We start from the raw sequence: 18,391 nt of genomic DNA on the forward strand, positions 1-18,391 counted from the left end.
GTACCGTTAAGACGGCAGACGCTCCGGCGATCCCATTTCCTCTGCGAGCGCGTTCAACGTCGCGGACAATGCGCGTGGAATAGTGATCCGGCCGCCATCGTTCTGGCGCTTGGTCCAGCTGCGTTCACCCGGCGTACGTGGCGGCACCTGCGCACGCGACCCGCGAATTTTCGCAAGCTCGGCGGACGCTTCATTGCGGAAGCTTTCTGCCGGCCGGAAGTGTTCGATATCGATCGCCAGAAACAGCAGCGAGCACAAAAACGGCTTCGCGAGATCGCCATAGAGCGGCGCAACCTCGTCGCCGCCCGGCCCCTGTGACAGCAGGCTGCACATCAGATTGATCGCCAGCGACAGGCCGAAGCCCTTCGCGCCGCCCGACGGCAACAACATGCCGTCGATCGCGGCCTTGGCATCCGTCGTGGGCTGGCCGTTGCGGTCGACGGCCCATGTCGGCGGAAGCAGCTTCCCTTCGCGCTCATACACGCGGATCTTGCCGAGCGCCGCTTCACTCAGCGCCATGTCCAGCACGAATTCGGGCCCGTCGGACACCGGAAGAGCGATCGAGAGCGGATTGTTGCCGACCAGTTTCTCGAGGCCGCCCGGTGCCGGCATCATCGGCTTTGTGTTGCACATGGCGATGCCGACGCAATCCCGCGCACTTGCCTGGCGTGTGTACCGGGCCGCCGCGCCGAAGTGAAAACTGTTGCGAACCGCTACGACGCCGACACCCGTTTCTTTACTACGCTCTATGGCCATCTGCATGGCCGCGTCACCCGCCAGATGGCCGAACATGCCCTGCGCATCCAGCACAGCCATTGCCACGCGGCTCTCAACCACGATCGGCTTCACAGCGGACGACACGCTCCCGAGGCGAAGCCTACGAATATACATGTCGGCCTGCGACAGACCGTGCGACGGGAGACCTGCGACATCGGCATCGACCAGCGCGCACGCCATCTGACCGGATGCCAGCAATGGGAGACCGGCGCGCTCGAACAGATCCGCGAGAAACTCCTCGGTCGCCGCGACCGACATTGACAGGACATCACTCATCACGTCGTCTTTCGTGCTCTAGTTCGATCGGTCATCCGGCACCACATAGGCAAGCGCCGGATCGACAATCAGCACGACCTTGCCGATCTGCTCATTGGCATCCATCAGCGCATGCGCCTTGGCCATGTCCTCCAGCGGAAATGCGGCGCAGATGTTGAGCCGCATCCGCCGATCCTCGAGCAATGGCCAGACCTCGCGCATCAGGGCCTTGGCAATCCAGCCTTTGTATTCCGGCGGACGCGGCCGGATCGTGGACCCCGTCAGCGTCAGCCGGCGGCGCACGATCTGCCGGACATTGATATCGGCGCGTTCGCCGAGATGACTCGCGATCAGGACAAGACGGCCATCGAAGGCCAGCAGTTCCAGCTCCAGATTGGTGTAAGGACCAGCCTGCGAGTCGAGGATGACGTTGATGCCCTGCCCCTTGGTCGCCTCCACCAGGGGCTTGACCCAATCGCAGCGATAGTCGAGCGCGATCTCCGCGCCGAGATCGCGACAGATCTGACGCTTCGTTTCCGACCCGGCCGTGGCGAAGACACGCGCGGATCGCAGCAGCTTTGCGATCTGGATGGTCGCCATGCCGACACCGCTGGTACCGCCCTGCACGAGGATGCTCTCACCCTCCGCCAGCTTGCCGAGCAGAATGACGTTATTCCAGCAGGTGAACAGCACCTCGGGGAGCACCGCAGCTTGCGCGAAGTCGTATCCCTGAGGGATCGACATGCATTGCACGGCAGGCACGCTGCAATACTCCGCATAACCGCCACCTGTGACCAAAGCGCAGACTGCACTGCCGACCCGCGGCCAATTCACATCCGGCGCTGTCGCGACCACAGTACCGGCGATATCGAGGCCTGGAATCTCCGTTGCACCGGGCGGCGGCGGATAGAGTCCGCGGCGCTGCTGGATGTCCGGCCGGTTCACGCCAGCCGCCACCACACGCACCAGCACTTCGCCGCGCGCCAAAGTCGGCAAAGCCTCTTCGCCAAGCGCCAACACTTCGGGACCGCCAAAGCGGGTGATCCTGACCGCCCGCATGTCCGACGGAAGCGCCGTCATGACACGGCCTGCCGGCGAGCGGCAGCAGCCGCAACAGTGACCTCGCTCTCGCCGTCCGTCTTCGGCAGGACGCGCCATGTCAGCAACATCGCGAACGCGCTGACGGCCAGCAGACCCAGGCTGAGGGCGGGCACCGACATCGCAGCCAGCGCGCTACCTGACAAGCTCGCGACCCACGGCATGAGATTCTGCGCGGCAAAGCCGCCGAGGCTGCCGATCGTGCTGATGGCTGCAATCGCGGCCGCCGCATGCGCCCCCTTGAAGATCTGCGACGGCAAATACCAGAAGCATGGAAACATCAGCGAGACGCACGGCGTGCCGACCGCGAGCGCCACATAACGCATCCAGTTCTCGGTCAGCAGGGTCGAGGTGAAGAACGCTCCCATCCCGCACAGGGCGATCACCGCCATGCCGATCAGGACTGTGCGGTGCTCGCGCAGATGGCGCGGGAGCCAGACGAGAACCGCGGCAGCCACAGCCCAGGGCAGTGCATTCAGCACACCGTTCTGCGTGCCGGTCGTGCCGAATCCTTTGACGACCGTTGGCAACCAATAGATGATTCCGTAAAGCGACAGCGTGATCAGCGTGTAGACGAACGAAAACCACCACACCCTTGCATCGATCAGGACGCGGAGCGGATTGGTATGCATGGTGGTGGCAATTTCATCGCGGCTGAGCGCGTCTGCCAGCCGCGCCTTCTCCTCGGAGGACAGGAAACCGGCCGTCTGCGGATTATCGGGGAGATAGCGCATCACCAGAACGAACAGCAGGGCCGCAGGCGCACCGGTAGCGATAAAGACCCATTGCCAACCGGCGAGACCAAGCATGCCGTCGAAATCCAGCAGGATACCGCCAAACAGCGAGCCGAACATGTTGCCGAGTGGACTGCCGATGGTGAGAAGCGCCACGGCCTGCACGCGGTAACGCTTGGGGAACCAGAGCGTGAGGTAGAAGATGATGCCCGGATACGCCCCCGCCTCGGCCACGCCGACCAGGAAGCGTACCGCCGCAAACATCGAGCCGGTCATGCTGAAACCCAGCAGTACCGTCAGCATGCCCCATGTCAGCAGGATGCGCGCAAACCAGATCCGCGCACCGAACCTGTGCGCGGCCAGCGCGCTCGGGATTTCAAAGAACGAATAGCCGATAAAGAACAGCGAGGACGCCAGCCCGTACACGGTCTCGGACATGCCCAGGCTGCTGGCCATCTGCAGTTTGGCGTAGCCGACATTCGACCGATCGATCACGGCCAGCATCATCATCGCCATCACAAGCGGCATGACCCGCCACATGATGCGATTCATCAGGGCTTCTTCGCTTTCGCGATCCACGTTCATGATTTCCTCGTCGATCTTGTTTGCCGACCTTCGTTGGTCGTTCTTGTCGGTCAGGATTCTATTGAGCGGCGCGCTTCGCCGGCAGATCGAGAAATGCCGCCGCGTTCTCGCTGATCAGTTTCTTGATCGAGGCATGCGGCATCTGCAGATCGAGCAGCATCTGCGTGATACTGCGGAAACCATCCACCGGACGCTGCGAACCGAGCAGGCCGAGATCGGACGACAGAATAGTATGTTCCACGCCGGCGATCTCGATGAGGTGGGCCAGATCGTCCGCGCTGAACTTCTTGGACTTTCCTTCGATGAACATGCAGATGGAATGTTCCATCGTGACGCCGAGCGCGACCAACTGGCGAATATCGCTATCGGCGAAGCCGACCACATAGGTCGGATGATTGACCATCATCTTCTTGACGCCGCGGTGCTTGGCCTCCTCGAACAGGACGTGCTGCTCCGAGACGTGGAGATGGCCGCCCGCCAGGATGATGTTGGCCTCCGCGATCAGGTCGATGACCTTCCTGGTGTCATCGGTGAGCTTGCCATTGGCGTCCAGCGCCGTGAGCGGGATCGGATCCAGCATCTTCTGGGATGTCTTCGGGAAGTTCTTGGCCTGACCGCTGGCCTGAACGTTGATGTGGTTCGCCGCCGAAAGCGTCGGCATCCAGACGATCTTGCCGCCGAGCTTGATCGCATGATCGACCGCGTGCGGATTGATGCCGCCAGACGCATTGTTCAGCGCCACGCCCGAATACAGGTGAACACCGAGCTGCGGAAACAGCTTTTCCAGAATGATGGCGTGCGCCATCCCGGGATAGAAGTGATCCTTGTACAGCACCGCGCGAAACCCAGCGGCGGCAGCGTCCTGCATCTCCTCATAGTGATCGAGTATCCGCGGCATCGCGGCGGGCCCGCTGTGGCAATGCAGATCGATCGCATCGACCAGCAGCTCCTCGACCTCCTTCGGACGCGAGAGCGGCGGGAGCGCGACAGTGTCAGGATATGAAACGGAATTCTCGGCCATGATGGCTGCCCTTCAGTGGATGCTGGTTCTGAGAAAATGGCGATCTGCCGGTGGATGGCGGGGCCGCAACCGACGCCTCATCGCGCGACACGTCCGGGTCGGCCCGCGCACGACAGATCGCGACAACGCCTGACGTTTTCCGGACATGGCAGGTGAACTGACAGCCGCGCGATATTAGTGCGGCGCGACGACGCCATTGGCGCCCTGACCTCTCCGCAAGACACGGCACTTCCTCCCACGACACGGTTGCGCTTCGGTGGCCTGAGCGGACACCGGCGCATTCTGTTGGGCGGATATTGCAACCAGCCGGGCCATTTGCCATATCTATTCGCCACCGTTCCGCAGAGTGGAATCTTGGTATGGCCCCACGTTCGCCGAAAGTTGAAGCAGCAGCACGCACGCTCATCCTGTTGGAGGAGCTGAATCGGCATCGCGTTGCCTCGATCCAGATGCTTCATCTCGCGACAGGTCTGCCGAAATCGACCATCGTGCGGCTGATGAAATCGCTTTGCGCGATGGGCTATGTCGCTAACGACCGCAGACAAGGTGGCTACGCTGTCACCTCACGCGTTAAATCTTTGAGCAACGGCTTTCACGGCGACCCGCTGGTGGTCGAAGCCGCGCGACCGTGGGCACTGTCCTTTACGTCACAGCATCAGTGGCCGTTGGCGATCGGCGTTCTCGACCACACATCCGTGGTCGTGCGCTTCAGCACCATTGCGGACAGTCCGGTGTCGCCGTTCCACGGAACGATCAACATGCATCTCAGCCTGCTGCGCCGCGCATTGGGCCGTGCCTATCTCGCCTTCTGTCCCCCTGCGGAGCGCACGATGTTGCTCGACCTTCTTTCACGATCGACGGATGATGAAGATCAACTCATCGGCGATCGTGCTCAGACATTGTCGATGCTGCGATCAATCCGGAAGCAGGGCTACGCCGAGCGGGATCGCGCCGTCGACCCTCGCTCATCCGGGACGATCGCCATCCCGATCATGAGTGGAGACAAGGTGCTTGCGACCGTTGGCATGACTTATTTCATGTCTGCAATCGATCGACGTGAATTGCTCAAAACCTTCCTGCCCAGCCTTAAGACCTTGGCAGAGAACATCTCTCGAAGCGCTGCTGCCCTCAAGTGAATACGATCAATAACAACCGCGATTTCCACGAAGGTCGCTGGACCCGATGATCGTGACGCCACGTCAAATACGTGTCAGATCAAATAGGTCAAATTTGCATCTCGACGTCAGCTCTGCGCCACAAGCGGACATGGTCGATATGTTAGCCCCACGAGATCATCGCAGCATGTCTCTACGCGCCAAACCGCCCCGCATAAGCCGGCTAACTCAAGGTCTTGAAAGGCACCCTGATCGCATACAGGCCATCGGTCCTTAACAATTAGTGCGCCTTGCTAGCAGGCTTCTTCTCCCACCGCTTTCCTTCCTTGATTGCGACATCTTGCGATAAAGGAATTTCGGAAGAACGGCGCTTATTGCTCCGCAAGAAGACGAACACGGAAGCCAATAGAAACGCGGCTTGCCCGGTGAACATGCAAAGAAGCGTCTTCCAAACAATCTGGCCTTCGACATTAGCTGAGAGTACAATTGCTGAGAAAAGCATCGAGCCTAGTAGCGCAAAAATTGCGATGCCGCTCCGTCCAAGCAGACCGAGCGCAAAGCCAGCCAGCCCGTTGATTATAATCAGCATCATGATGACGCTCATGTCAGCTCTCGCCGCCTAAGCAGAACATTAATGCGTCCCAAGCTAAATTTTGTGAGGCAACTATCGAACTAACGGAACTACACCCAGAGTCCAGAATATTCGATTCCGCGGCGCAAAATCTTGTTAGCATTCGCGGTAGGCGCCCATGTTTTGGACACATGGGGCGAGCGTGCATCTGATGCGCGTGATTTCAAGGAATCAGAAGCGAGCTTCCGCAGCCACCCTGTAGTCGGATACGGTCTGCGGGACCGATCGGATAAGAGTGATAAACTTCAGGAAATCAACAGAGGGCGCGTTCGAGACGTAGATCATATCCCGATCCCGCATGATAAAATCTGAGATGAGAAAGTAACCGGATGGATCTTCGAGGTCTGCCCGATACACTGTCGGGACAAGCGGGCCGGGATGCAGGCTGACGTCTACGCCCATGCGCTCAAGCGCTTGGCGCGACTCAAATCGATAGAGAAATACCGCTGCCGCTTGCGCGCGGTCATCTTGAAGACCGCCGGCCTTGGCGAGAGCATCTCCGAGAGACATACGGTACGAGTCGAACGGGAAGCGACGATCCAGGGGCCCAAGAGTCGTTGTCTGACCAGTCGCACCGAAAGCCAGGAAGTAGCGCGGACGACGGGTAACAGTCACGACGTCACCGGGACGAAGCTGAATATTGTTATCCGGGCGCTCGTTCACAGCAACGAGCAACGCGCTATCGATCTTCCCATCTCTTTGAATCGAGATGATGCTTTCAAACGCCGGTGCCTTTGTGCCGCCCGCCCGGGCAAGCGCTGGCAGCAGCTGGATGCCACCAGGTTCGATCGGAATACGAGCAGGGGTATTCACCTCGCCAAGCACGCTGATGCTGTTGGAGATTCGATCCGCGACCGAAACAAGGACCTGAGGATCAATCGCACGGCCGCTTAGCTTACTCTTGATCTCAAGCTGCACATCCTGCGGCGACCGGCCCGCAGCCTTGATGGCGCCAGCATAAGGCACAGTGATGTTGCCGGCCAGGTCGACCTGCTGACGTGGCAGCTCCACAGCGTTGCCAGGCGCGGCATTGCCTTCGGTCGACGTGAACAAACCGCCCCGCTGGGCCTCATAAATTGTGATGCTGACGACATCGCCGATTCCGAGCGCAACACTCGTCTTTGCGCGTCCCCGCATGTTGCTAAAGAGCCGCCCGCCATCTTCGGAATTCAAATGCGTAACCACCTCGGGGCGGAGGTTAACTACAACATAGCCGACGGTCGAATTGGGGTTACCAACGGTGTCGACCGACTCCTTGAAGACCCTAGCTGACGGAGGACCACTGGACGGAAGCACTCCGCCCGCACAGCCTCCCAACAGTAACGAGACAAATGCCAGCCCTGCCAACACAGGCCGAGGCCGCGCGCAATTCGAGGAAAGCGTGATCCGTAAACCGCCCTTAGAATTGATTGGCGTAGACGTATTCATTAAAGGGGCAGCCTTATTGGCAAGAACGCAAACGCATTTCTGAACAATAGCCTGCAGATGCCGTACCAAGGCAGGTCAGACTCGTCCAACCCCTTTGAACTACCAGTGCTTTTTTATTGGGAATGGAGGATTTCAGGCAACATCGGTTAATCGATGATGACCAAAGACGATTAACGAACGCTTATGGCTGAAAACTAAAAATAACATACTGATATCATTGGGAGTCTTGAGAGCAGAGGTGAGAGACGCCAATGAGCCAGCCAGCGCCGCGGATTCATGCCAATCGAATAAGCACAGTTCACCCGACGAGCTCTCAAATGATACTTTCAGGATGCCGCTTTATTAAGCACAACGCCTAGCATTTTCTCATAGACCATTGGCGCCGTAGACAGGGCACCAATGACTTCGTCGTACGAGGTCTTTCTCCACTCCACAACGAAGACGAATTTTTCGATCAGAGGGCTGATGGCCCTGGCATCCACCGCTTTGGTTAGCGGCGGCAAATCGATGATAATGTAATCGAAGTTCTCCTTGGCCTTCTTCAGCAACAAATCCATCCCGACCGACGAGAGTTTCTCCGCCGTGTGAATCGGTCTTTCCTGCGTTATCGCTGGCAGGAATTTCAATCCCGTTTCACCATCTTGCCAGAAAAATTCATTGGTATCTTCAGGACGTCCGATCGCATCGAGTAATCCGGTTGCCGCCGTTGGAGCCAGCGCACGCGTCAGGCCGGCATCCCTCAGACCGCCGTCTATTAGCAACACATGATTGCCGGCATGCGCCACCAGATGAGCGAGATTAGCAGCAATTGTGGTTGCCCCCTCTTCAGGCATTGCTGAAACAACGCCAATGACCTTCGACTTCCCGATCAATCCGGCGTGATCAGCAGCGACCCTGATCGTGCGAAGAGTTTCAGCAAAGCGCGAGAATGGATCATTAATGACGTAGCGCGCAATTGACTCGCCTGGGTCGAGGTCGCGGGCCGGAGCATCGGTCTTAGGCTCTCCCAAACCTAGTATCTTCGGTCCCGACCTGCGCAATTTCCTCCCCGCTACGAACGGCAACGCTCCGAAACAAGAAACGCGTAGCGTCGACTCGACACTCTCAGTCGAGCGGAACGTCCGATCGAGTGCCTCGCGTCCAAACGCAGCGGCCGCGCCGGCCATCAAGCCAAGCGCGCTTGCGATACCAAGAATGATGCCGCCCTTTGGATTGCTCTTCTTTTCTGGCGGCGTCGCAATCGTGATAACGCGCGCTTCCGTGGAAGGAACCGAAGTTTGCTGATTCGACTGCACATACTTTTGAAGAAACGAGTCAAAAATCGCGCGATAGCTCAGCGCTGTGCTTTCAAGTTGGCGTAGGGTCACCTGCGCCTTGCGCGTCAGCGCTTCGCCTTTGATCAAGGTATTTACGTTTGCAGTGATCGCTTGCTGACGTAGCAGGGCAATTTGGTAATCGCTTTTGTTCGCCTCGGCAACGCGGCTTACTTCGTCGGCCATCGACCGCTCGAGGCCAATCATCACGTTTCGCAGGTTGACGGCGGCTCCGTGTTCGCGCCCGTACTTTCTCGACAGTTGTGCTTCTTGCTGCTGCATATCGAGATATTGTTGGCGCATTCGGTTGATAACTTCACTTTTCAACGTATCCGCGACCGCAGCGTTAGTGACACCTTCGGTCATGACCACGTTCACACGATCCAGTCGTGCCTTGGCCTCCGCAACCTGCCCTTGAACGAGCACCAGTTGCGTGTTCAGTTCGCCTAACTGCTGTTCACTAATGAGGCCCTGCTTGGTATCGACGATATTGTTCTGCGATTTGAAATCCTGCACGGCGCTTTCAGCAACGAACGACTCTTGCCGAAGTTCAGCAATTCGTTCACGCAGCCAGTCGGCAGCTCTCTTCGCCTCGCTATACTTTGCTTCTAATTGACCTGCGATATATGCATCCGAAAACGCATTAGCGATGACGGCAGCCTTCTTCGGATCGCGGGCGCGAAAGCTGATCTCGATGACGTAGGTCAATCCAACCCGAGTGACTGTCAGATTCTCGAGCAGATTATCGACCGCAGCACGCGAAACCCGGCTTTCGCTCGGATCGGACGATTCCGTGAAGAGGCCAACAACAAACCGGATAACAGTCGCCACTGGAGAGCCGCCTGGCGAAGTAAAGTCAGGATCGTTGGCAAGATCCAATTTCTTGGCGACAGCAATCGCAACGCCTTCCGATCGCACCACCTCGACCTGGCTCTCGACGGTCATGGCATCCAGAACCCCGTCGGACGCGCTGGCTTGCTGCGACGACAGGAACTTTGACCTCGTCGCGTCCAGCATCATGCGCGCCTTAGACGTGTATAGCTTGGGAGACGTCATATAGACGGTCGCACCAATGCCCCAGGCGAGGGCGAGGCAGCCTATGACCAACCAACGGTTTCGGCGGAAAATTGCCAGGAAGCCGGACAGGCTCAGACTTCGATCGCCAAAAGGCGGCGCCTGATTGATCTCTTGGTCAACACGAAACGAATTTCGATGCAATTCGAGCACGGCATGCTCCCTTACTCTGACACTACTTCACATACTGCGCGTCGTAGAAAGCATAGAAAGGCAGTTGGACTCGAAATCTTCTGAGCCGAACCAAATAGTAAGCAAGGACGGTGCCAGATATCGGCCACGACCTCACTCAGATATCTCCACCCTCGTTCCTTCTTAGATATCCATGGATTTAAACATACGTTCCGGGATCGCCCGGATAATGAACATGATGCCTCGCCAGACACCCAGTACGTAGAGTACGTCCTTCTTCTTGCGGTGGGCACTGATAATGGAACTGGCAACCTGCTGCGGACTCGCCGTCAGAAGCGCCGGAAGCGCCATTCCCTCAGTCATTCGGGTGGCGACAAATCCAGGCTTGACCGTGAGCACATGAAGTCCGCTCGATCCGAAGCGATTACGCAGACCAGATAAGAAAGCCGTAAAACCAGCCTTGGCGGAACCATATGTATAATTCTTCTTGCGTCCCCGGTCTCCCGCGACCGAGCTAATTCCAATGATGCACGCGCCTGGCCGGTCCGCCATGAGATTGGCGAACGCCCCGAGCAATAGGGACGGAGCAACATAATTTACTTGCATGATGTGGTTAGCAGCAGCCGCACTGCTCCATGCGGCCGCTTCATCGCCGAGAACGCCGGCAACGGAAATGACGGTACCGGGAACCTCCGTTAATTTTCCAAGCAGTGCTTCGCGCTGCCCCTCGTCAAGAATATCAAGCTCCATGAGCTGCGCGTCTGCCTTATATCGATAGAACAGATCCTTCACGTCGGGCTCTAGCCTGCTGACATCTCGCGCGGCGAGAATGAGCGAAGCGCCCGCCTTGGCATACTCCGCCGCAATCGCGCGTCCGATATCGGACGCGGCACCCACGATCAAAACAGGCGAAGCGATCATCATTAGATGCCCAGTCGGTCAGAGAGTAAGGAACGCATTTTGCGATCTGGATCGAACCGTTGCCGTACAGCCGCAAATTCAGCGATCCGCGGATATCCACGCTCCAGCATGCGGGCTCCCATCCTGGCATCCTTCGCCAGATAGATCCGCCCCCCGTGATCATCGACGATGCGATCAAGTTCCAGGAGCATGCTGAAAGTTCTTGCTCTAATGGGATAATCGAGAGTCAGCGTGTAGCCCTCCCGTGGAAACGAGAGTGGACTATTCCGTTGTCTACCACAGAGCTTCAATACGGAGAGAAATGACCCCAGCCCGTAGTCAGAGGCGGTCCGAAGGATCGCGCTTATCCCTTCGAAACTGCTCTCGCGTGGAAATGCCACCTGATACTGAACGAAGCCCGCACGCCCGTAGATCCGATTCCATTCCGCGATACTATCGAGAGGGTAGAAGTAAGGCTGGAAATTGATCAACGAGCGCCCGAATTTGCGCGATCCGACATAGAGTGCATTGAAGGCCGATACGCTAAATCTGTTCAGAGTCATTCCGGGAAGGTCGAATGGTACTTTTCGCCCGTTCGGAAGCTTGGCGGAAAATGGCACAGATGCCCGATCCTTCGGCAATTCCGCCGCCGCCAGATGCTCTCCCGTGAACACAACCGAACGGCCAAGCTTGTCACCCTTTGCCAAGCTATCGATCCATGCGACCGAATACGTTGCCGAAAGCGAGTTCTCCAGGACGTCGAAGGCTTCTCTCAGGTTGTTTGCACGGATCGTTTCTTGAACGATCAGGTCCGTCTCGATGCGCAGCATGCGGAAGGTCGCGCGCAGGATGACGCCGGTCAGTCCCATGCCGCCGATCGTGGCATTGAACAGGTCGGCATTCTCATCATCCGCACAGCGCAACGTCCGTCCATCGCTAACCGCGAGTTCAAGAGACTCGACATACTCGCCAAAACTTCCCGCACCATGATGATTCTTTCCATGGACGTCCGACGCGATCATGCCTCCCACGCTCACGTATTGCGTGCCCGGCGTAACGGGCGGAAACCAGCCCTGCGGCACGAAGACGTTCAGGATGTCGGCGAGAAGCACTCCCGCCTCGCATGTCAGGCGCCCCGTCGCGTCGTCGAAAAAAAGAATGCGGTTGCTGCCCTCCATCAGCAGCGTCATCTGCGAATTCAATGCCGCGTCGCCATAGGCGCGCCCGGCTCCGCGAGCGATCAGGCTTGTTGTTGAAGCCATCAACTTTATGACATCAGCTTCGCCGCGCGCCTTCCGGGCTGTGCATGGCAGCACAGGATATCGTCCCCATCCTGAAAGCATCATACCGCCGCCTCAAAGACAAATCGCCGATCGAGGTGGTACTTGATGACATAGCCGATCGTGAGTCCGATCGTGCCGCCGATCATCAGTCCCGCTGTCGTCGGCACGATGAAGAACGCCACAGCTTCAAATATCCAAAAGATGGCCGTCGTCACTAGTCCCATCGCCGTATACATCGAGAACTTGCGCGCATGAGAGTTAAGGTCGCGGCTGCGGTCCTCGAAGATATAGCGCTTGTCCAGCACGTACTTAATCAGAAGGCCCGCCAGTGTACCGCCGGCGAGTACGACAAGCAGCCGAAGCTGGTCAGCGACTCCCTGCTTTACCAACAGCCAGTTTAATGCGTTCTGCGTCCCGAGGTTGGTCGCCATTGCTATGATGCAAAAGACGACATAAGTCGCGATCAAGCTATGAGTGGATGACTTCATAGGCTGATATACACGACGCCGAGGCATACCGCTCCGACGCCCAGACTGACCCGGTCCCGCGCAGCGAAGACGATGGGATCATCATCCATCTGTCCGCGATGAGCCTTGAGCAACATCCGGCTCGTCCAGAACAGCAACGCCACGCAGATCAGCAGAAGTCGATGCGGCTTGTTATAGAGGTTTACGACGGCCTCGCTGTTCAGGTAGAGCGCCATCACCAACGCCGACAAATAGCCGCTGGCAGCGGCCATGGACTCGATCACCGGCAGATCGTCGAGCCGATACCCTCGTCCGCCCGGATCGCCACGTCCACTTTTAACGCGATCGACTAGTTCACCGGAACGCTTCACGAGGGCGAGGCTGAGGAACAGGAAAATAGAGAACGCTTCCAGCCACTGTGAGATCAGCACGCCGGTCGCCACCGATCCGCCGATCACCCTCGCGGCATACAGGCACGCAAGCGCGATGACGTCCACCAACACTTTGCGCTTGAGCCAAAAGGAATAAAGCGTTGTCAAAACCAGGTAGCCGGCCAGGACAATCGCAAAGACCTTCGGCAAAAACAATGTGAGGGAGAACGCCGCAAGCAGCAGGCTCGGCGCCATCACCGCCCCATGGATGATGGGAACGCGCCCTGAGGCGAACGGACGATGGCGCTTGCGCGGGTGCTGCCGGTCGGCTCGCAGATCGAGCAGATCGTTGAGTATATAGACTGCGGACGCGCACAGACAAAAACTGATGAAGGCGAGGATCGACCCGAACCAGGTCGTCAACAGGACGTGCCCAGCGATAGCGGGAACAAACACGAGCGCATTCTTCAGCCATTGATGCGGGCGCAGCGCCGAGATGTAATCGCGAAGGCCCGGCTGGGACCCGACAATCTCCACCACGCCGGGCTGGCAGCCCGAAATCCCGGAACGCCACGCGCCACGACCGCCCGCGACGATCGCAACGTTGCAGGTGCTCCAGACCTTGAGGTCCGCCCGGCTGTCGCCAACATAGTCGAACTGAGCCTTGCCAAATCGCTCGCACAAGGCATCCGCCTTGGCCGCACCAGACAGGTTGATCGTGCCGTCCGATCCAAGCACACCGTCGAACAGGCCGAGGTGATCGGACAATGCGGATACGAGCTGCGCATCTGCCGCAGACGCGAGATAAATCTTCCGCCCTCGAGCCTTTTCACCGTGAAGGAAGGTGATGACCTCTTCCCGCACGGGCATCAGCGAGATATCGATCTCGGCTTCGCTCGCCAGCCGTGCCTTGAAGGCAGCCTTGCCCTTCCGCAACTCCGCCAGTGCCAGCAGCGCTCTCCATGGCTTGCGTGAAAGCAACGCAAGAAATGTCTCGACGAGCAAATCTGTCTTCAGGAGCGTTCCGTCGACATCGACAATGAGCGGAACCGACATACCGGACAACGACGCTTCTGCTAAGCCCATACGCCCTACTCCAGCTCGCCTCACAGTATTTCAGGTCGTCTCACATCAATTCGTCTGCATCTCGTCTCGCGTTGCGCTAGCCCATCGAGGCCCCACCTGCCGCCGCCTTGGACTTCAGAGCGCATCCCGCAGGCCACACGGAATCGGCTTCTCTGCATTCCCCGCAGGTGCGACCGGAAACATGTTGGCGGCCACATTGTTGAAAAAATCCCGAGCCGGGACTTCAATTAGATTGTACGTATGACGCGACACGAAGATCACGATGACGAGATAGCCAACCGCTACGAGATCCAGAAACCAGGGACCGCCCACCGTGAGAACATCGAACGGCGCTCCGTCATGAACGAACTGCGCGCGCAGCGGCATATGCAATTTTTGCTCCAGCGCCCGCGTCAGCGCATTGAAAACGGTCAGGACAACAAAATGAACCAAGTAAATCGAATACGAAATCTCTCCCATGCTCTGAAGCGGCCGCCACATGAGCCCGCGCGACACGATCCCGCCCCCGCCCGCGAAGACAAAGACAACCGCTCCAAAAAGGATTGGGCTCACGAGCGCCAGCTGACTGCGGGATGACACCGAAACCAGAATGACCATCACGACAACGATTGGGATCTCGAACCACGACACTACACGTATCCCCAACGGCGGCATCATGCGAAAGAGCCGGTAAACGAAAACGCCGACGAAGAATTCGCACATACATCGCGGAACAGCAGTATAGAGCGGCGGCGGCCCGGCACGCTGACCGATCAAGATGTAGAAGACGGCAGCAGCCAGCGCAGCCGCTACCCCCGCAATCACCACCGATGGCCGTCCGAACGCCACGCAAATACTTGCGAATGCTGCATAGACGTAGAATTCAGTACTGATGCTCCAACTCGGCAGGTTCCAGGTGAAGTCCGGGAAGAAGCCAAGACCATGCAGCAAGAATACATTATAGATGAGCGCCTCCACGCTCGTCCGCCCGGCAAATGCAGGCGCGCCCGCACCGAGGCCAGCAAACTTCATCGTCGCGTACTTCAGGACCTCGCTTGCGACCAGAACAAGCGTCGTGACGATATGCAACGGCCACAGCCGGCCGAAGCGACGAATAGCGAAACGAAAAAATTCGTCTTTGTTCGAGAGGCGATTGCCATAAGCGTGAGTAAGAACAAAACCGCTCAGGACAAAGAAGAAATCGACGAATACGTCCGCCTTTCGGACAAAGGGAATATCAAAAAAATGACCTAAAACACTGAGATGGAAAACTGCAACCCCGATGGCTGCTATACCACGCCAGCCGTCTAAAGCTGCGAAACGCAATGGATCCTCCTAAAGGAAAATTCCACTTCGAGTAGGCTATCGAACGCGTACAATTTTCGGCAAGTACATATTATATGCAGGAAACGCCTTCATTTACGACATCTCCAGAAACTACACTTCCGAGTTTGTTCGGATGGAACCGAGACACTTTTCCTGCAAAATTAGCCTTCCGCAGGTTTTTCTTCGGAAGCGCGCGATGTCCTATAGCGCATCGCTCGCACTGCGGACCGCGCCCGCGTCGCGCGCGGTGCCTATGTTCGCGGCGATTTGAGGCGAGCCAATCCACCGAACGATGCCAATACCAGCACAATAACGAACTGGCGCTCCACCGCCTGGGTGACAATCATGGGAGCGAGCAACGCGACGCATGCGATTGCAAATGAGAATGATGAAACTCGAATTCGTTCACTTCGTGCCGCATAAATCAAACCGATGAGTGCCATTAGCTCGAGGCCGTAGAATGCCATCAGGTCGAGCTTTGGGCTGACATTACAGCCATAACGCTGGCCCGGGACACAGCCCTCTCCGCCAATCAGGCCGGTGGCGCGCTGCATCGCCCGGATCGCTACGCCCGCCGGATCGGCGCGGACCTCCTCCATGGCCATTTCCTTGAATATGCGGCGCTTGTTTTCGTCATGGAGCCACTGCTCGTATCTTCCCTGGGGCAACAACATGGGGCGCGGGTATGTCACCTTGTCACCCGCTTTATACCGCCGCTCCATTTCCGCGAAGAGCAGTTCATCCGCCTGCGGTCGCTCATGATTCCGAAGGAACACATTGTTGTTCCGTGCAAGATTTTCCTCGGCCGTGGTCGCGAACAGCACCACGCCGTTATGGATCATCGCCTGCGCAGCAACGTAGGGCCCGGCGATCAGGGCAAATGCCACCACAAAATGGAACCGATACCGGATCCTGAGCAGAGCGAGTATCACAAGATAAATGGCCAGCACCGCAACGAAAGCGTGTGTCAGACAAGCCATCGCGAACAATGCCCCGCAAAGCACATATCGGCTGGGCTGTCCCTGCGTGCCAACGGAGAACAGGCGATACTTCACGATCAGAAATATCGCTGCGCCAAGCAACAGGAGTACCAGGCTTTCAGGACGAATTTGAAAGTAATAATGTGTTCCGACAACGAACAGGGCGACAACGGCGATACCGATATAGCGGCCCCATGGCTGCGCTATCGCGGCGATCAGAAACCCAAAGCCACCATAGGTCAGCAATACATTAATTCCCCGAAGAAACCCCACACCGCAGTTCGTTAGTGCCTGAATGCCGCCCATCAGCATCGGATAGAGCGGTGGCCAGATTCCCCCCGCATAGAATGTGCCGATGGTCTCGAGATTTGCATTTCCGCGGACAATGCTGGCGAACGTCATTGACCGCTTGAAATGGTCATGCTCGTCCGAGAACGTCTCGACAACGCCGAAAATGCCGTTATGCGCAAGCATCGCAAGCGTCAGGACAAAGGCAATGCCAAGCAGGACGAATGAGCCTCCCGGCTTGATATAAAGAGCTGCGGCGCGAGCCATCTCTTTGACGGCGCTTGCGTCATTCGAAGAACTCGTCTCGGCCTGCATGATTGCCTCAATCTGCCCTGTTTACCTTGAACTTGCCCATTCGCCGGCTCCGCCAGGCCAGGTTTCTCACTGCTGCAGGTGTGGACTCCACAAGCGACCGAAGGATCCAACACCGGCCGGAAACAGGAGCCTGTGCACTGGCGGCACGCTGCGAATGGCGACAGCAACACCCACAGCGATTGCAATCGTCAAAGCGAGTGTCACAGCGCCTGTCACCCAAGGTCCCCAACTGGTGACCAGCACCGCCGGCGAGATCGCGCGGATCCCGATATAGATCGGCTGGTGAAGCACAAAGAGCTCGAAGGACATCCTGCCAAGCCCGCCGAACAACCTTTGCACCGGCAATAACCGGCTGACGGCCATGAGGGTAACAAAGGCCCATATCTGGATGAGGTCGAGTGCAATCAATTTCAACGGCGTTGCGATTGAGGGCACAAAGATCATTCCGACATTGAGCGGATGACCACGATTGATCAGCCCCGTCGCGAGCATGAGCGTCAATGCAATCGCGCCAAGGCCGATGAGCATCCACACTGGTATTCGGCGTCGCCCAAGATCAAGGAGCGCAATTACCATTCCCGGAAACAGCAGCAACGCCGCAATCGGCCACCCGAATGGCGTGACGTATTTCAGACTCTCCGGCAACAGACCTACCAGACTGTGTGCAAAAGCCGCGACGGCCAGAACAGGCCATAGTTGCGCGCCTGCGATCGGTGCCACGAGCATCATCGCGAAACGGATACCGATCAGCGCTGGCAAGAACCAGAGCAGCTGAAGGCCCGTCGCGTGATCGAAGCCGCGCGCGCTCATGGCAAGCACGGCTTCGGCGACCAGCATGGGTACTTCGGTCAATGAGCGACCGGAGAATTTTACAAAGATAACTGAGTAGACGAGTGTGAACACCACACATGGCCAGCCGTAGCGGATGATCAGGTCGAGTGGTTTTGCCCGCCCCCACGCCTGCCACGGCCTCAGGAACGGCAAGTACAAGAACATCGCGACGTGAAACAAATACAGAAAAGCCCGGAACTCCGGGCTCGCGTATTCCAGGCTTTTGTTATGTCCGAAGATGATAAGGAAGATGCAGATACCTTTGAACGCATCAGTCGACGCCGATTCCAGCCTTCCAGCACGCGGCTCCTGCTGCGACTTCTGCTCATCAATGACTTCCGGCGTCGGATGAGTTGCGGAATAGGTCATAGGTCCTTTGCTCCGTCGAAATCGGTCGCCGAC

At 57.8% G+C, this 18,391-nt stretch carries 15 protein-coding genes; 1 reads left to right on the forward strand and 14 read right to left on the reverse strand.

The genetic code is table 11. The features are described from left to right. Positions 1 to 6: 6 nt before the first annotated feature. Genes AB8A38_RS11175 through AB8A38_RS11190 form a run of 4 tightly spaced genes read right to left on the reverse strand, consistent with a single transcriptional unit; the run spans position 7 to position 4,470 of the window. Positions 7 to 1,053: an Ldh family oxidoreductase gene (locus AB8A38_RS11175; RefSeq protein WP_439086023.1), complete on the reverse strand. Its 1,047-nt coding sequence runs from the start codon at positions 1,051 to 1,053 to the stop codon at positions 7 to 9. Between the two features lie 18 nt (positions 1,054 to 1,071). Then, positions 1,072 to 2,112: an NAD(P)H-quinone oxidoreductase gene (locus AB8A38_RS11180; RefSeq protein WP_439086024.1), complete on the reverse strand. Its 1,041-nt coding sequence runs from the start codon at positions 2,110 to 2,112 to the stop codon at positions 1,072 to 1,074. Continuing rightward, positions 2,109 to 3,449 carry an MFS transporter gene (locus tag AB8A38_RS11185; RefSeq protein ID WP_439086025.1) on the reverse strand — a complete coding sequence of 447 codons (1,341 nt, stop codon included), beginning with the start codon at positions 3,447 to 3,449 and terminating at the stop codon, positions 2,109 to 2,111. Before AB8A38_RS11185 ends, AB8A38_RS11180 begins: the two co-directional genes overlap by 4 nt. A 58-nt stretch (positions 3,450 to 3,507) precedes the next feature. Next, positions 3,508 to 4,470: a DUF6282 family protein gene (locus tag AB8A38_RS11190; RefSeq protein WP_439086026.1), complete on the reverse strand. Its 963-nt coding sequence runs from the start codon at positions 4,468 to 4,470 to the stop codon at positions 3,508 to 3,510. A gap of 296 nt (positions 4,471 to 4,766) precedes the next feature. Here AB8A38_RS11190 and AB8A38_RS11195 point away from each other — a divergent pair, with 296 nt between their 5' ends. Further along, positions 4,767 to 5,606: a DNA-binding transcriptional regulator gene (locus AB8A38_RS11195; RefSeq protein ID WP_439086027.1), complete on the forward strand. Its 840-nt coding sequence runs from the start codon at positions 4,767 to 4,769 to the stop codon at positions 5,604 to 5,606. A gap of 259 nt (positions 5,607 to 5,865) precedes the next feature. Here the strand turns inward: AB8A38_RS11195 and AB8A38_RS11200 are convergent, their stop codons facing one another. The 10 genes from AB8A38_RS11200 to AB8A38_RS11245 all read right to left on the reverse strand — a co-directional run bounded on the left by AB8A38_RS11200 (position 5,866) and on the right by AB8A38_RS11245 (position 18,358). Then, on the reverse strand, positions 5,866 to 6,189 hold the full coding sequence (locus tag AB8A38_RS11200) for a hypothetical protein (RefSeq protein WP_439086028.1): 324 nt from the start codon (positions 6,187 to 6,189) through the stop codon (positions 5,866 to 5,868). Between the two features lie 198 nt (positions 6,190 to 6,387). Then, on the reverse strand, positions 6,388 to 7,389 hold the full coding sequence (locus AB8A38_RS11205; protein ID WP_439086029.1) for a polysaccharide biosynthesis/export family protein: 1,002 nt from the start codon (positions 7,387 to 7,389) through the stop codon (positions 6,388 to 6,390). Between the two features lie 581 nt (positions 7,390 to 7,970). Continuing rightward, positions 7,971 to 10,184, reverse strand: a complete 2,214-nt coding sequence (locus AB8A38_RS11210; RefSeq protein WP_439086030.1) for an AAA family ATPase — start codon at positions 10,182 to 10,184, stop codon at positions 7,971 to 7,973. A gap of 162 nt (positions 10,185 to 10,346) precedes the next feature. Beyond that, positions 10,347 to 11,087: an SDR family oxidoreductase gene (locus tag AB8A38_RS11215; protein WP_439086031.1), complete on the reverse strand. Its 741-nt coding sequence runs from the start codon at positions 11,085 to 11,087 to the stop codon at positions 10,347 to 10,349. After that, positions 11,087 to 12,325, reverse strand: coding sequence for an FAD-binding protein (locus AB8A38_RS11220; protein ID WP_439086032.1), 1,239 nt, complete (start codon positions 12,323 to 12,325; stop codon positions 11,087 to 11,089). The genes AB8A38_RS11215 and AB8A38_RS11220 overlap by 1 nt, the downstream gene beginning before the upstream one ends. Positions 12,326 to 12,405: 80 nt before the next feature. Continuing rightward, entirely contained in the window at positions 12,406 to 12,861 is a 456-nt protein-coding gene (locus AB8A38_RS11225) for a GtrA family protein (RefSeq protein ID WP_439086033.1), read from the reverse strand. After that, positions 12,831 to 14,270, reverse strand: coding sequence for a UbiA family prenyltransferase (locus tag AB8A38_RS11230; RefSeq protein WP_439086034.1), 1,440 nt, complete (start codon positions 14,268 to 14,270; stop codon positions 12,831 to 12,833). Before AB8A38_RS11230 ends, AB8A38_RS11225 begins: the two co-directional genes overlap by 31 nt. A gap of 114 nt (positions 14,271 to 14,384) precedes the next feature. After that, positions 14,385 to 15,575, reverse strand: a complete 1,191-nt coding sequence (locus tag AB8A38_RS11235) for an acyltransferase family protein (RefSeq protein ID WP_439086035.1) — start codon at positions 15,573 to 15,575, stop codon at positions 14,385 to 14,387. A gap of 251 nt (positions 15,576 to 15,826) precedes the next feature. Then, the gene (locus AB8A38_RS11240; protein WP_439086036.1) at positions 15,827 to 17,158 is read right to left on the reverse strand and encodes a hypothetical protein; all 1,332 of its coding nucleotides are present in this window, start codon (positions 17,156 to 17,158) and stop codon (positions 15,827 to 15,829) included. 66 nt (positions 17,159 to 17,224) lie between these two features. After that, entirely contained in the window at positions 17,225 to 18,358 is a 1,134-nt protein-coding gene (locus AB8A38_RS11245) for an acyltransferase family protein (protein WP_439086037.1), read from the reverse strand. Between the last annotated feature and the right edge of the window lie 33 nt (positions 18,359 to 18,391).

Origin of the sequence: Tardiphaga sp. 839_C3_N1_4, from assembly GCF_051811045.1 — a bacterium.
GTDB lineage: Bacteria > Pseudomonadota > Alphaproteobacteria > Rhizobiales > Xanthobacteraceae > Tardiphaga.